Consider the following 16,622-nt stretch of genomic DNA (forward strand, 5'->3'; position numbering starts at 1 on the left):
CGGGATTAAAGCGATAAATAACTGTCCGGTCTGTTTGCAAAAATTGCCGTACTTCAGCAACAGCTTTTGTCAAAATCTCTTCTAAATTTAGAGAAGAGCGAATGCGTTCCAGCATCCCTACCACCAAGCGTTCTCGCTTTATTTGCTGGCGCAAGATAGTCTCGGCAAGTTTGCGAGAGCTAATATCTTCAATCACACCAATTAAGTAGCTCGGTTCCCCAACTGCATCCCGCACTAAAGATACAGTCACATTAGTCCACACAAATGAACCATCTTTGCGAACAAAGCGTTTCTCAACTGAATAATTAAAAATTTCCCCAGCTAACAGTCTGTTGCTAGACTCGACATCTACTTCTACATCTTCCGGGTGAGAAATATCCCCAATTTTTAGCGCTTTCAGTTCCAATTGTGAGTATCCGACAATATTGCAAAAGCCTTGATTTACCCTCAAAAATTTACCGTCTGGCCCCACTTTAACAATGCCGAGCGCCGCTTGTTCAAATACAGCTCGAAATCGCTGTTCGCTTTGTTGCAAAGCAGTTTCGGCTTTTTTGCGATCGGTAATGTCCATTGCCGTGCCACACAGTCGCACCACCTGACCAAACTCATTTTTAACAGCTTTTCCTTTAGCGTTAACGTGCCTAATTTCTCCTGATGGAAAACAGATGCGGTGGTCGATGTCGTAAGCTGTCCCTTCAGTCACTGCCTTTTGCACAACTTGTGTAAACCTTTCTTTGTCATCGGGATGAATGAGCTCTAAAAGTTCTTCCATTGTCGGCGGCCGATTCAATTCTCGACCGTAAACTCGAAACAGTTCTTCCGACCAAGTAATAATTCCTGCCTCCATATCGACTTCCCAATTGCCGATGCGGGCTATTTTTTGCGCTTCTTGCAACTGTTCGGCAAGTTGTTGCAGAGATGCGATTAACAGCGTTTTTTCGGCTTCTGCTGCAACGCGGGCGCTGATATCTTTGTGAGTACCAGCCATCCGCAACGGCCCACCCCATTCGTCGTACTCTACTACCTTGCCAATCGCCATAATCCACTGCCAATCTCCGGTTTTGTTGAGCATCCGGAATTCAACTTCATAGATATCAGTGCGACCTTCCAAATAGGAGTTTAAAGATTCCATTACCTTCGGTCGGTCTTCGGGATGCAGCAAACTTTCCCAAGCTTGGAACTTATTTTCAATTTCTGTTTCTGCGTAACCGAGCATTGATTTCCAATGAAAATCGAAATAATTTTCGCCAGTAGCTATATTCCAATCCCACAGTCCCAAAGAGCTGCTTGAAAGCGCCAACTGCAATCGCTCTTGACTGAGTTTTAATGCCGATTCAGTGCGTTTTATTTCTGTGAGGTCTGCAATTATGGCTATCATTCCTATTGGTTTATTGGCGCTATCTTTAATGCTGTCAGCTCGCAATGAAGTTTCTATAATCTCGCCATTTTTAGTCTTAATTTCAATTTCACTCTCCCAGGAAAAACCTTTCCTTAGCACCCTAAATAACTTTTTCAAATCTTGAGATTTGGCGTACATTACTGCTGGACCGCCGGCATTATTTAGTTCTTCAACTGTATAGCCATAGCGCTGAATAAATGCTTGATTGTGATAAACGGAATAACCGTCCAAATCTGCGATCGCGATCGCATCACTAGCGCTGTCTACAGCTTGAGTTACCAGGCACAGAGTCAGGTCGGCTTGTTTGCGATCGGTAATGTCAAAAATCGCTCCGTCGAGCCACAAAACCAACCCTTCTAGATTGTAAGTCGGTCTACCTCTTTCCGACATCCACCGCACCGCGCCGTCAGCGCGAACAATCCGGTATTCTAGATGGTACGGCTGTTTCGACTCTACTGCTGCGCTGACTTGTCGATAGACCATTTCAGTATCTGCCTCATGGATGATACTCGCAAAACTCAAGCGGTTGTTGCTAATAAAATCCCCAGCAGGATAGCCGCTAATTGCCTCAATTTCATCGCTAATAAATACCATCGTCCACTCACCGTCATACAGGCAACGATAGATAGCGCCGGGGATATTCTCAACGAGCGAGCGAAATCTTGCTTCGCTCTCCCGCAAAGCTACTTCTGCCTGTTTTAACTCAGTAATATGCAGCACCATGCCTTCCCAAACTATATCCCCATCCTGCCCTATTTCAGTCGGACAATCAACTCCTTCTGGTCTCGAAACCCCTTGCATCCACTTAAGTTTTCCCGACGGCACAATCGCGCGCCATTCCTGCTGCCATGGCTGCATATTTGCCGCAGAAAAAGCAATAGATTTTTCAAATTTTTGGCGGTCGTCTGGATGAATAAAACGAAAAACGAGTTGGGGATTCTGCTGAAGATTTTCTGGTGGCAATTCAGATAAATCGCGGCTGCCAGAAGAAATGTAAGGAAAAGTTTTTTTGCCGTCGGTTGAGAGGCGAAATTGATAAATTACTCCAGGCAAATTGGCAGCAACTTGCCGCAGTCTAGCTTCGCTTTCTTGCTGCGCTAATTGTTGGCGCTTATCCTGAGTGATATCTCGAATTATGCCGAGGAGAATTTTACTGCCGTCGGTATTTTCAAAGACAGTTTTTTTAGTAGACAGAATGTGCTTTGCACCGCTGGCGTCCGTAAATATTTCCTCGGTCTCGTTTTCTTTTCCCGTCCTCAACACTTGTTCGTCATTCTGCCCAAAAAATTCAGCTTCTTGTTTTGGGAAAAAGTCGTAATCCGATTTGCCCAGCAGTTCCTCGCGCTGCTTCCCGATTAGCTTGCAAAAAGCATTATTTAACAGTATCCAGCGGTGCTGTTCGTCCTTGACAAAAATTGGGTCAGCCAGTGCATCGATCGTATAATTCAAAAACTTTTTACTAGCTTCCAGTTCTGAGAGTGCTAAAATTTTATCCGTAATATTGTGGATAGTTCCTGTCGTCCCCTGCGCCGCGCCGTCGCAGTCAAAAATCAAACCTTCCTGCACTTCCACCCAGCGAATTTCGCCATTTTTGGTAAGATATCGAATTTGATAGCAACAGGACGTTTCTTGATTTTCGCTCAGAGACCTAAACGAATTTAAATATTGGTATTGATCGTCAGAATGAATGTAACTCAAACAGGAAGTTCCTAAGCTTTCATCAACGGTAAATCCGGTAATTTCCGTCCAAGCCGGATTGAGAAAAGTCCAATTGCCAGCAGTATTTGTTTCAAAAACTACTTCTTTGATATTTTCAACAACCTGCTGGTATTTTTCTTGACTTTTTTGCCATTCTGCTTGCCGTTTATGGCGGGCGATCGCGCACCTGAGGGTCCGCACCAGCAGCCGGCTGTCTACTTGTCTTTTCACCAGATAATCTTGGGCGCCGGCGGCAATTAACTCGAGGGCCAGTTCTTCGTCATCGCCGGCTGTCAGAATGACGATCGGAATATTTATACCGCAATCTTGCAGCCGGAAAAAAGTATTAAGTTTTGGGCTGTCAGGAACTGAAAGGTCTAATAAAATTACATCAAAAATCTCGCAGCTTAAAATTTCAATAGCTTCCTGGAGGCTAACTACATTCGTCAAATCAATTGATTGTCCCAGTCGATGATCAGATAGCAGTTCTTGAAAGAGTTCTGCATCTTCTGCACAGTGTTCTACTAAAAGAACTTTCAAGCAAGCAGGCGTTAAAGTTGGCTCAGAAATAGATGTCATACCCTTTTAGATTTTAGATTTTAGATTTTAGAGTTAGAATGACTGATGACTATCGCCGTTTTGCTCTTGGGTACAGTGGCATTTTTTTTAACTGGTATTCTTTTGCTATTTTTAAGTAATAAAAAAATCTCAGCAGGTGATACACTTACCTAGCTCATTAATTGGGGAACTTAAAGCCCAGGCTTTAGGGTGCGCTGGGTGCTTGCAGACCCCCCAGATTTATTTGTAGAATTGAGTTGTGCGCTGGAAGTTGTCCGCCTCGCCCCAAACCTCGTACCGAAAATCATCATAAAAAATACTCAGTAAGTGCGAAACGAGCGTGGATTGAGTCCGCTCGTGGGAAACGACCCGGCGGTTTCAACCGCCTTGAATCCCCTTGCGGGGAGAGGGGTATGGTTGCCCCTCCAGGAGATATGGTTGTCTCCTTCACCCTTTCAGGGTAATGTTCGCTTTGTGCCTTTGTTTTGAGGGCTTGTTAAGCTTGCAGCACTGTCGAGAGTGACTTTAAGACTGTTTAACTACAAGCGACAGAGCCCAAAACTAGCCTCGCATTCAAGGAGTGTCGTGACCCAAAAAACGTAGTCAATGAAGACGTAGGCCCGTCAGTACAGCTTGCTTCGATCTCTCTTACAAGCGAGCGTCCCTTTAGGGCTGAGTTAGTGACACTCTTACCAATGTTGCAACTCAACTCTGTCTTAATTTACAACCTTTGGCAGGAGAATAGCAAGGGGCAAGGCAAAAGAGCGCGGACGAATCCGGACTTGCATTCCTTATAGGATTTTAAGTTTTAGATTTGAGATTTTAAATTGCGGTTTGAAGCTTGCCTAAAGTTGCATTCTTTTTTCCAACTGATATTACTACAAATTTACGAGAATTACCGTTGATTTACGGGACACGCTCGCTCGATTGTGTCCGGTAAATTACCCACAATTAGCGCCTGTTTGTATTGAGCAATGAAAGTCCTCTATTGCGGGAGGAACCAAGACTTGCATTCCTTACTACGAACCTAATTACGAACTTCTTTACGGTTGTCTAACCGGACAGAATTTTAGTCAGTTGAGTCGATTAAGTTTTCGGCGGTTTGGGCAGCACAACTGTAAAGACGCTGCCTTGGCCGACATTGCTGCTAATAGCAATCTCACCGTTAAAAGGTTTTAAAAGTTCAATACAAGTATAAAGTCCGAGACCAGTTCCTGTCGGTTCGCCTTCACTTTTTTCCTCGCCTTTAGGTGGCTTAGAGGTGTAAAAAGGGTCAAAAACTTTTGACAAATCTTCAGATGATATGCCGCATCCCGTATCTGCAATGTCCATGTATATGTTGGAGTCGTCTTGCCTAGTTACGATAGTTAGTTCCCGGCTTTTCTTTTCCCACATAGCATCCATTGCATTATTGATTAAGTTATAAAATACTTGAGAAATATAGGAATAAATTAATGGAATGCTGGCAATTTCTTCGTCATAAAAGTATTTTTTTCTAATCTTATTTTTAAAATACAGGTTGCCTTCCAATAGCTGAATTTCTCGCTGCACTAAATCGTTAATATTCACAGGGTGCAAATCTTGCTTTTGCTCTTTTCTGCTTTTCATCATCAGAGTATCCATGATCTGATTGATTTTTGTGACAGCTTGAAAAATATACTTAGTATAATCAAACAGAGTGTCTTCTTGAATTTTTGTGGCTTTTGTTTCAATCAAATCGACGCTAGTCTGGATCACTTGCAGCGGACTTTTGAGGTTGTGAACCATTCCCTGGGTCAAACGTCCAATGATGGCTGTTTTTTCCTGGTCGATTAATTGCTTGGTTTTTTGTTCGACAAGTCTTTCCAGGTTTTGGTTGAGGTGGGCAAGTTCGAGGTTTTTTTCTTCGAGTTTTTTTTGCAAGCTGCGGATTGTCAAGTGAGTTTGAATGCGGCTCAATACTTCTTCGTGCTGGAAAGGCTTAGTGATGTAGTCAACGGCTCCTGTCTGAAAGCCTTTTACTTTATCAAGCGTATCGGAAAGGGCGCTCATGAATATGATGGGAATGTCTTGCGTTGACGGGTCTGCTTTCAAACGCAGACAAGTTTCAAAACCGTCAATTCCTGGCATCATGATATCCAAAAGAATCAAGTCTGGATGGATGTATTCAATTTGCTCGATCGCACTTTCGCCGTCTAGAGCCACTAATACTTTAAACCCGTAATTCCTTAACAACTCGAAAAGTACGTCAAGATTTGTTTGGTTGTCATCGACAATTAGTATGATGCTTCTTTCGGAATTCTTATCGTTCATATTCAAGGGAAACATTCAAATGTTTGAGTTTTGAGTTGTGGGTTGTGACTTTAAATCGGATTCAAGGGATTTTATGCGGCTCTAGAAACCCGGTTGCTTCGTAGATGCTTCTATTTGCAATAACCATTTTAGGAGCGGGCTGCGAGTGCGGGCCCCACAAGCAACTTAACTTGTCGCTTCGCCCAAGCCCAGAACCCCTGATTGAGAATGGTACTTTGAGCCCGAGATTTAACTGATTTTGAGTGGTCTGTTAGCTACCGTCAATTTTAGGACAAATGTTGCTTCAAAAAATCTCGAATTTGCTTGAGCTGAAATCCTTTAGTAAGTTGGCGCAGGTGATGAACGAAAGGCACTAATGTCGGGTCAGAATTTTCTAGTTTAGCAGTTTCTTCCAGAATAGCCTCAATATCGCCCATTGCAGCCAATCTTAACAAGGCCAAGACTGACTCTGAGGCAGGAGACACCATCGTTGAGTCAGCAGCAGCAATTTCAGGTGATGCTGTGGGAGTTTGAGCTTTCCGCTGTTTGGTTTCCCCTCCTTCTTCGTAAACCCATTCTAGTCTCAAATGCAGGCGCAATAATTCTAAAAGCTCGTTAGTTTGAATTGGTTTGGTGAGAAAATTATCGCAACCTGCAAGTATGCTCTCTTGCCTGGTAATCTCGTAAACGTTAGCGGACAAAGCAAGGATAACCACATCTTTTAATTCCGGCAATTGTCGCAGCCGCCTGGTAGCTTCCCAACCGTCCATTACGGGCATCACCAAATCCATTAAAATTATATCCGGTAGAAATTCCTGTGCTTGGCGTAAGCAGTCTTCGCCGTCTGTGGCTTGTGCAATTTCAAAACCCAAATGAGAAAGAAGCCTGTGCATCATGGCGCGATTTACTTCGTGATCATCCACGATGAGCACTTTCCGCTGGCGGCCGCTAAAACCGACAAGCCGGCATTTTTCTTGCGTGGATGGGAGTTCTGAACACTGGGCGACTGCGGGCAAGTCCAGATCGAACCAAAATATGCTGCCTTTGCCGGAGGTACTTTGGACGCGAATTTGGCTGCCCATCATTTTGACTAATTTTTGGCTGATTGAAAGTCCCAGTCCGGTACCTTCTACGAAATTGTTATGATCGCCCACTTGATGAAAAGGCAAAAATATTTCTTCTAATTTATTCTGCCCGATGCCAATGCCAGTATCTTCGATTTGAAAGCGAATTTTAGCGGTAGGGGCGCGAGTGCCCGTATTTGCTGCTGTTATCACCTCGCGTGCTTCTTTTGTTTCCTGCGGCGGCAGCGACTTTTGCTGCGCGTCTAAATTCGCGGTCAAATTGATTGTTTGAGTGGCACTGGACGCTGTAAAACTAGAGTTTGCCCTGTTGGTTTTAGGATAATTTTCGGCTGAATTTTGTGCATAACCGACTTTGAATGTAACGCCGCCATTCTCGGTAAACTTAACGGCATTGCTGAGCAAATTAATCAAAACTTGGCGCAACCTTTTTTCGTCAGCAAAAACGCCGTCTGGCAGCGCCGACAACTGCTCGTAATTAAAGGCAATTCCTTTTTGCTCCGATCGCATCTGGAACAAATCAACAATACTTTTAACAAAGCTGGGAAAATGCACGTTTGTCGGTGAGAGTTCCATTTTACTAGCTTCGATTTTGGAGAGGTCTAAAACGTCATTAATCAGCATCAACAGGTGGTTGCCGCACTGTTGAACGTTGTCGAGACTTTCGTGCTGATCGGCGGTTAAATTCTTATCTATTTTCAGCAATTGAATGTATCCTAAAATTCCGTTCAAAGGCGTCCGCAATTCGTGGCTCATGTTGGCCAGAAAGTCGCTTTTAGCACGGTTGGCGGATTCGGCGGATTCTTTAGCTAATTGCAGGGCCGCTTCTGCAAGTTTGCGCTCGGCAATTTCGGTTTGTGCTTGTTCAAATAGCGTCGATTGCTGAATGGCGATCGCCAACTGCACCCCCAATTGTTTCAGGCACTCTGCCTCCAATTGCTGCCAGGGACGAGGGCCCGTGCAGTGGTGGGCAATTAACAGCCCCCACAAGTTTTCGCCTTGCAAAATCGGCACTACCAGATTCGCTCTCACCTCAAGCTGAGTCAACAAAGCCAAGTGGCACTCGGCTAGGCCGGCATTGTAAACATCTTCTGTGGCTCTAACTCTGCCCTCTTGGTAAAGAGTAACGTAGGCTTCCCCAAAACAGGGGTCATAAATTTCCATTCCTACAATTGATAGGAAATTTTCGGCAACCGACTCGACAGCGATAAACCCGCTCCAATCCGGATTGAATTGATAAATAACAGTGCGGTCTACTTGCAAAAAATGCCGCACTTCTTCTACGGTTTTGGTGAGAATTTCTTCTAAATTGAGAGAAGATATAATGCGTTTCAGCATGGCTAATGCCAACTGTTCGCGCTTTAAGTTTTGGCGCAAGATTAATTCGGATTCTTTGCGTTTTGTGATATCTGTAATCACTCCAATTAAGCCGATTGAACTGCCATTTATATCTTTAATGCTGTCGGCTCGCACCAGAGCAGTGACTGCTTCGCCGCTCTTAGTGCGCAGGGCAAGTTCGCCGCACCAAGAGCGACCTTTGCGAAGGCTTTTATAGATTTGTTTGTAATTTTTATGCCGGACAGGAAGCACGGCGATATCGGCGATATCGTTGAGTTCTTCCACCCTGTAGCCGTAACGCTGAATAAAGGCTTGATTGTGGTAAATAGGCCGCCCTGTCAAGTCGGCGATCACGATCGCGTCGCTGGTACTTTCGACGGCTTGAGTGACCCGCAGTAAAGCTAATTCTGCTGCTTTGCGATCGCTGATATCCGTCATCGAACCCACCATCCGCAGGGGATTGCCGGCTTTGTCCCATACTGCTTGAGCGCGGGCGAGCACCCACTTATAGCTGCCGTCTTTGCACTGCAAGCGGTATTCGGCGGCGTAATTGGGGGTTTGGCGATCGAGATAATCTTGGATGGCTGCTTGCACCCGTGAACGATCGTCTGGATGCACGTGATCGATCCATGCGCTGTTGCTGCTGTCGATTTCGCCGTCTGCGTAACCGATAATTTCGTGCCAGCGGGCTGAGCGAAAAACTTCATTTGTTTGAAGATTCAGGTCCCAAATTCCGTCTTGATTGCCTTTGAGAACTAACTGCCAGCGTTCTTCACTTTTGCGCAATTCTTCTTCGGCTTGTTTGCGCTGAAGATGATCGCCCAACTGAGTCGCTAGCGCCTTGACCAACTCTACTATACGCGGTTCCATAATCGATCGGTCGCGCTTGCAGAATACTAAAACTGCCAGCACCTCTGCGCTAGCGCGAATTGGCACTCCGAAACAACCTTTCAATCCGACTCCTGCCGCCATGGACGATCGGGCAAAAAGATGATTTTTGGCTATAGAAATATCTTCAATCCATTCTACATTTCGCGTTGACCAAATCCGTCCGGGTACTCCAACTCCGGCGGCGAATCTAATTTTTTTACTTTCGCGGCCGAACCTATCTAAATCGCGATCGCTAGCGTACCAAGTTTCGCTGTGTTCCAAAAAAGTACCGTTAGCAGTCGGTATCCAGGCTTCCGCAAAATTCCAGCCGATCGCATTGCACAGCAACCGCAGAATCTCTGGGAGGGCGCTGTGAAAATCAGCAGACTGACTAATTGCTTGAGTTGCTGCCAGCAACAGCTTGATTTCATCTTCTGCTTGCTTGCTTTCTGTAATATCAGTTCCCGTGCCTAGAATTTGTTTTAACTTACCGTCTGGTGTTTTTGCAAATACAGTATCTCGGCTGACAATCCAGCGCCAAGAACCATCTTTGTGCCTGATTCGGTATTCAAATTTAAATATCTCCCCTTCCGTGCCCGTTTCGACTTGCTGTAAATAATCTGGTATTTTGATTGAATCTTCCGGGTGCATTAAAGTTGGCTTCATCCACGGCCCGATTCCCTGAATCTCCTCTACTGTATAGCCGAGAATGTGGTATATAGAAGCGTTCGCATAGATAGTTTTTTGTTCTATTAAGTCATAAACATACAAAATATTAGGACTTGCCTCAGCAATTTGTTGAGTGAACCGCTGGCTTTCTCGCAGTGCTGCTTCTGTTTGTTTTCTTTCGGAAATATCGCGAACAATGCAAATGATTTCCCCGTCGGGCAGCATTGTCAGCGAGACATCTAGAGGGACTTTCGAGCGGTCGCGGCGGCATCCTACTGCTTCGGTGCTGTAACAACCTTTCTGCACTAAAGCCGGCATGACTTCTTGCTCGAACCTTTGCAGTTGGGCACCTTCGTAGAATATTTTCCAACTTTTGCCTAAGATTTCTTCCAGAGAGTCGTAACCGTAGATTTTTAGTCGGGCTGCGTTGCAATAAATCACGTCTCCGGCGGCACTGAATATGGCGATACCTTCGGAAGCTTGGGCCATTGCTACTGCTTGCCTGTGGAGTAGTGACTCGGAACGTTTGCGTTGAGTGATGTCGCGGACGATCGCGATAATTTCGTCCTCCGTGCAGAAGACAATTCTGGCTTCAAAATCGTACAGTTCACCATTAACTGGCATTTGATATTCTACGACTTGAATCTCGCCAGTGTCGATCGCTTGTTGATTGCCGGCCATGATTTTTTCAGCAAAAGCAGCAGGCAATATGTCTTGTGCTTTTTGACCGATTACTCTTTTTGGCGGTAGGATATTATCGAAATCTTTGGCAGCTTTGAAATCTACAAAAGTACCGTCTGCCCGACAGCGAAATATCATATCAGGTATCGCATTTAAAAGAGCGCGTTTGGTGGCTTCACTCTTGCGTAATTCAGCTTCAGCTTGCTTGCTAAATGTAACGTCGCGAGCAACTGCATAAAACAAACCTTCTTCTGCAAACGGCGATGCCGTCCACGACAGCCATTTATAAGTACCATCTTGGCAAAGATAGCGGTTTTCTAAGTTAATAATGGGGTTGCCCTTTTTAAGTATTTCTAATTCAGCTATAGTTATCGATCGGTCTTCTGGATGCACGAATTCTATAAAAGGTTGGGCTAGCATTTCATCGCTGCTGTAACCTAATACTTTTGACCAAGCCGGGTTTAAGCGTTTGAAATAGCCGTCCAAACCTGCGATGCAAAGTAAATCCAGCGAGAGATTAAAAAATCTATCGCGGTCTTGCTGGGTTTGTTTTAATTCGGTGACATCCATCACCAAACCGTCCCAAACTATATCGCCGTTCGCTTGTTTTTCCGGTCTCGACGCGCCTTGCAGCCACTTCACTTTGTCCGGCATAATTTGCCGCCACTGGTGTTGCCAAGGTTGCTGAGTCGCCGCTGAAGTTGCGATCGAGCGCTGCAAGTCTGAGATGTCGTCTGGGTGAACTGTTGCAAAAGCCAAACTGGCATTCTCTTCTATTTCTTTTGGGTGTAAATTGTAGAGCTGCCAACTGCCCGAAGAAACGTAAGTAAAAGATGTTTTACCATCTACATAAAGCCGAAATTGATAAATCATTCCCGGCACATTGTCGGTCATTACTTGCAATCGAGCTTCGCTTTCCTGCAAAGCTCTTTGCTGGTGCTTGTACTCTGTCACATCTCGCATTGTTCCGACTAACATTTTAGTGCCGTCGGTTTTGGTTAAGACAGTTTTTTTAGTAGATAGAATGCGTTCTTTGCCGGCGCTATCTGTAAAAGTTTCTTCGGTTTGCTCAGGAATGCTTCTTTGCAATACTTGCTCGTCTTGTTGCCCCCAAAAATCGGCTTGTGCTGGGGGGAAAAACTCATATCCAGACTTGCCTATCAGTTCCGATCGCCTTTTTCCCATCAAGTCGCAAAAAGCGTCGTTTAATACGACCCACCTGTGCTGCTCGTCTTTGACAAAAATTGGGTCGGGAGTAGCATTAATCGTGTGATTCAAAAACTCTTCTGATGCTTTTAATTTAGCTTCGTAATGGTAGCGATCGCTCACATCCAAGACTACTTTAATCATCCGGTCGATGGAGCCGTCCCGGCCGCGAATACAGCGCAGGGAAACTCTAGTATAAACGGTTTCTCCGTTTTTTTTTCGCCACTTTTTGTCTAAAACATAGCCTTCGCTCTCCCCGGCAAAAATTTTTTTTAACTGCACTAAGGTAGCCTGCCAATCGTCAGGGAAACCCCACTCTTCCCAATTTTTGTGCAAAAAATCTTGGCGATCGTATCCCAGCAAACCGCACAAAGCATCGTTCACTTCCAAGCACTCGCATTTTTCGGGTTCTGAGGGATAATTTCCAGGAGCAAGAATGGCAATTCCGACGAGAGAATTCTCGACTACCGAGCGATATTTTTCTTCGCTTTTTCGCAAAGCTTCTTGGTTTTGCTGCCGCTCGACTGCGTAGCGGAGCGATCGAATTAACACTTCGCTGTCGATGTTTCGCTTGACTAGATAATCCTGAGCTCCGGCTTGGATTGACTGCACGGCAAGTTCTTCATCGTTGCGGGCTGTCAGTACGACAATCGGAGTATTTAGGCTGTATTCTTGTATTTTGACAATTGTACTTAAGTCTTGGCTGTCGGGCAGCGAAAGGTCTAGTAAAATCACATCAAAACCTTCGCCGACCAAAAGTTGTTGCGCTTTGCTCAGACGGTCTGTACACCTTACTGACAGCGTTTGAGGATGGGATCTGCTGACATTTGTTTTTAATAATAATTCTTCGATCAGATCGGCTTCGGCTTGATTGTCTTCGACCAGAAGAACTTTAAAGCCGTTTCGCTTTGCGCTGGGGCTCAAAACTGATATCATATACCTTTTTTGTGGTCATAAAACAGTCGAGCTCACTATTATAGCATATAAATAATTGCCTAGCAAAAAATCCCGCCGCTTCAAGTTAAAAACTCTGGAATTCAACAGTTACTATCCCTTCTCTGCGACGGGGTTTTTGCTCTAAGTAAATCCACGCAATCAAAGGAAAAATTTTTACGGTTTTTAGAAGCTCGGTTTCAGGAGGAAACTAAGCTGCTGGGTGTGGTGTTTTTTGGGGGAGATCCCTGTCAGTCGATTTTAGATGTGAGATTTGAGATTTACTCCACAGATGAATCGGGGAGGTTGAACCTTAGTATAAAATTTTGGCCGGCTCACGACTCCTGTCGGAAACTTGTATCCGTTTTTGGGTGGGTTTCCCTCGCGCGAGGGAAACCCACCCTTTGTTGTCCTTCGATTCCGCTACCAACACAATCCGAGCGGTATCCCCGCACCAATGCGTGCTCAGCGCCAAAAAAGCGGTGGGAATTATCTTCGATATTCACATTTTTACCAGTTCTTTTATGATAGCTTACAGAAACTCCTTCCTGCTATTTCTTTACTTTTTGCAATCAAATAAATTTTCTCCACAGGTCTTGCTATTTAGCAAAAAAGTGATAGTCTTGAAATAGAGGGGGTAAAAAACTTTGCTGCATAGAGCCTCGGAAAAAATTAGATATTTTTCGCAACAAAACTACGTTAAAAAAATGACTGTAATTTGTTTGCTGTCATTTGTTTACTCTCTTTAAATCTAAGTGAGCTGAAGTTGAGAGGAAAAAAGCAATGCTAGAAAAATTAGCAATCCCAGAAACACAAGTTTTAATTCCGAAAGAAAAAGCCTTAGTATTGTGGTTTGATGAAGTCGGCATCGCCGACATCCCATTAGTAGGCGGGAAAAATGCTTCTTTAGGCGAAATGATTCAACAGTTAACTGCCCAAGGAGTCAGAGTTCCCAACGGATTTGCAACTACAGCACACGCTTACCGCTACTTCATCCAGTCGGCGGGTTTAGAAGCTAAATTGCGCGAAATATTTGCTGATTTAGACGTAGAAGATCTGCAGAACCTGCGACAAAAAGGCAAGCAAGCGCGGGCACTAATTCTGGATACACCGTTTCCGCGAGAACTACAAGCGGCGATCGCGGATGCTTACGAAAAATTGTGCGATCGCTACGGCGACAATACCGACGTAGCAGTGCGTTCCTCGGCCACCGCCGAAGACTTACCAGACGCCAGTTTTGCCGGACAGCAAGAAACCTACCTCAACGTCCAAGCTTGCGCTGGCGTCCTCGAATGCTGTCACAAATGCTTTGCTTCCACATTCACCGATAGAGCAATTTCTTACCGCCAACTCCGAGGTTTCGACCACTTTGAAGTCGCCTTATCTGTCGGCGTGCAAAAAATGGTGCGATCGGACTTAGCATCCTCCGGCGTCATGTTCAGCATCGACACCGAAACCGGATTCAAAAACGCCGTATTAGTCACCGCCGCCTACGGATTAGGCGAAAACGTTGTCCAAGGCGCGGTCAACCCCGACGAATACTTCGTCTTTAAACCAACATTAAAACAAGGTTTTCGCCCGATTTTAGACAAACGCCTCGGCAGCAAAACACTCAAAATGGTGTACGATATCGGCGGTTCTAAATACACCAAAAACGTCTCGGTGATAGCCGCCGAAAAAAATAAATTTGCCATAAAAGATGATGAAATTCTGCAACTAGCACAGTGGGCCGTAGTTATAGAAGAACACTACTCCCAAGTGCGCGGGACTTATACCCCGATGGACATTGAGTGGGCAAAAGACGGCAATACGGGCGAATTGTTTATCGTCCAAGCGCGACCCGAAACAGTACAATCTCAAAAGTCGGCTACAGTTTTACGCAACTACAAATTGCAAGGCACCAGTGCAGTTTTAGCAAAAGGACGCGCCGTTGGCGCATCAATCGGACAAGGCAAAGCCCGCGTGATTTTAGATGTTCACAGAATCGCTGAATTTCAATCAGGAGAAGTTTTAGTTACCAACAAAACCGACCCTGATTGGGAACCGATTATGAAAAAAGCAAGTGCGATCGTCACCAATTCCGGCGGCCGCACTTGTCACGCGGCGATCATCGCCCGAGAAATGGGAATTCCCGCCATTGTCGGCACCGGCGACGCCACCCAAATCTTGAAAAACCATCAAGAAATCACTGTTTCTTGTTCCGAAGGAGACGAAGGCAAAGTTTATGCCGGTTTGCTTCCTTTTGAAATTCAAGAAACTGCGATCGAGAATTTGCCCCGCACCCGCACTCAAATTTTAATGAATGTGGGAAATCCCGAAGAAGCTTTTGGTTTGTCAGCAATTCCTTGCGACGGCGTAGGCTTGGCGCGGCTGGAATTCATCATTGCCAATCACATTAAAGCACACCCGCTGGCACTGATTCACTTTGACGAATTGACCGATGAATCAGTCAAGGAAGAAATTGCAGAACTGACAGCGCTTTACCAACACAAACCCGATTTTTTCACGGACAAACTAGCCCACGGAATTGCCACAATTGCCGCCGCATTTTATCCAAATCCAGTCATCGTGCGGATGAGCGATTTCAAGAGCAACGAATATGCTAATCTTTTGGGAGGACGGCAGTTTGAACCCAAGGAAGAAAACCCGATGATCGGGTGGCGCGGCGCGTCTCGCTATTACGACCCGAATTACCGCGAAGCTTACGCTTTGGAATGCAAAGCATTGAAGCGAGTTCGCGACGAAATGGGCTTGACAAATGTGATTCCGATGATTCCATTTTGTCGCACCCCGGAGGAAGGGCGAAAAGTGTTGGCAGAGATGGCAAAACACGGTTTAGTTAAGGGCGAAAACGGCTTGCAAGTGTATGTGATGTGCGAATTGCCCAGCAATGTCATATTTGCTGATGAATTCGCGCAAGTTTTTGACGGATTCTCGATCGGCTCTAACGATTTAACTCAGCTAACATTAGGATTAGACCGGGATTCTGCTTTAGTCGCGCACATCTTTGACGAACGAAATGAAGCTGTCAAGCGCATGGTAGAAATTGCCATTAAAGCGGCGAAGAAGTACGATCGCAAGATTGGGATTTGCGGTCAAGCCCCCAGCGATTATCCTGAGTTTGCTCGTTTCTTGGTTCAGTTGGGGATTGATTCGATTAGTTTGAATCCCGATTCGGTTTTGAAGACTTTGTTAGATGTCGCTAAGGTAGAGGCTTCCGGTGCGGTAATGGATTTAGCGACGGAGGTTGCTAAAGTGTAACCGTTTTGGTTTTTGAGAGAAACCGAGTTTCTCAAACAATAGCTGCGCCCTTTTCTGGCTTGGTTGTTTTTGAACTCGACCCGGTTTCTCATATCTAGCCCTGTAGAATAACCGATATCCCGTTTGTAGTGATGAATCCAAGTCCTCTGATTTTGATCAGGCCTTGCATTCGTCACTACAAACCTCTTTTATTCCGGGTAATTGACCGGATCTAATATCATATCAAATCCGTTAGCCTCGGAATAGTAAATTCGAGTTCACTGTTGACTGTTCACTGTTGACTGTTCACTGTCAACCGTCAACCGTCAACATCATTCCGGTGTAACCGGAAATGATATCACACCCTACCTGCGTTTCTGGCTTTGTTGAGCCCTGGCGATGCGCTTTACGAAAAAAGTGGCGCCAACAGCGATCGCCCTCCTCACCCGCCAACAAACGGTTAACGCACGGGCGGTTAACGGGATAATAGTTTGAGACTTGACCCGGAACTTTTGTGATTTAAAACCGTCTTTTCCGGGAGGATTTTCTGTTGCCGATCGTCTAAATTAAAAAAAATATTCCTACCTGCAGGCTTTGAAAAAGTGTTAACGGCTCTCCTGATTATTTTCATAGGTTTAGCTCCGTCGCTGCTGTCTTTGTGGGTGATGCGCTCTGCC

The 16,622-nt window shown here is 45.2% G+C and carries 5 protein-coding genes; 1 reads left to right on the plus strand and 4 read right to left on the minus strand.

What is annotated here, in order from left to right; genetic code table 11:
- The 3 genes from ACUVJL_RS11105 to ACUVJL_RS11115 all read right to left on the minus strand — a co-directional run.
- Positions 1-3,676 (minus strand): PAS domain S-box protein (locus ACUVJL_RS11105; RefSeq protein WP_445245895.1); only part of this gene is annotated, 3,676 nt, incomplete at its 3' end.
- Positions 3,677-4,741: 1,065 nt separating this feature from the next.
- Positions 4,742-5,947, minus strand: a complete 1,206-nt coding sequence (locus tag ACUVJL_RS11110; RefSeq protein WP_445245896.1) for a hybrid sensor histidine kinase/response regulator — start codon at positions 5,945-5,947, stop codon at positions 4,742-4,744.
- 266 nt (positions 5,948-6,213) lie between these two features.
- Positions 6,214-12,708, minus strand: a complete 6,495-nt coding sequence (locus ACUVJL_RS11115) for a PAS domain S-box protein (protein ID WP_445245897.1) — start codon at positions 12,706-12,708, stop codon at positions 6,214-6,216.
- A 780-nt stretch (positions 12,709-13,488) separates the two neighbouring features.
- Between ACUVJL_RS11115 and ppsA the strand changes: the two genes are divergently transcribed.
- The gene (gene ppsA / locus ACUVJL_RS11120; protein WP_445245898.1) at positions 13,489-15,966 is read left to right on the plus strand and encodes a phosphoenolpyruvate synthase; all 2,478 of its coding nucleotides are present in this window, start codon (positions 13,489-13,491) and stop codon (positions 15,964-15,966) included.
- A 454-nt stretch (positions 15,967-16,420) separates the two neighbouring features.
- Here ppsA and ACUVJL_RS11125 read toward each other — a convergent pair.
- On the minus strand, positions 16,421-16,622 hold a 202-nt coding region (locus ACUVJL_RS11125), incomplete at its 5' end, for a hypothetical protein (RefSeq protein WP_445245899.1).

This window comes from Microcoleus sp. OTE_8_concoct_300, assembly GCF_031383065.1.
In the GTDB taxonomy this organism is placed as follows: Bacteria; Cyanobacteriota; Cyanobacteriia; order Cyanobacteriales; family Microcoleaceae; genus Microcoleus.

Coding starts and splice junctions, on each gene's coding strand:
- ppsA (WP_445245898.1), top strand. CDS start 13,489: ATGCTAGAAAAATTAGCAATCCCAGAAACACAAGTTTTAATTCCGAAA.
- ACUVJL_RS11110 (WP_445245896.1), bottom strand. CDS start 5,947: ATGAACGATAAGAATTCCGAAAGAAGCATCATACTAATTGTCGATGAC.
- ACUVJL_RS11115 (WP_445245897.1), bottom strand. CDS start 12,708: ATGATATCAGTTTTGAGCCCCAGCGCAAAGCGAAACGGCTTTAAAGTT.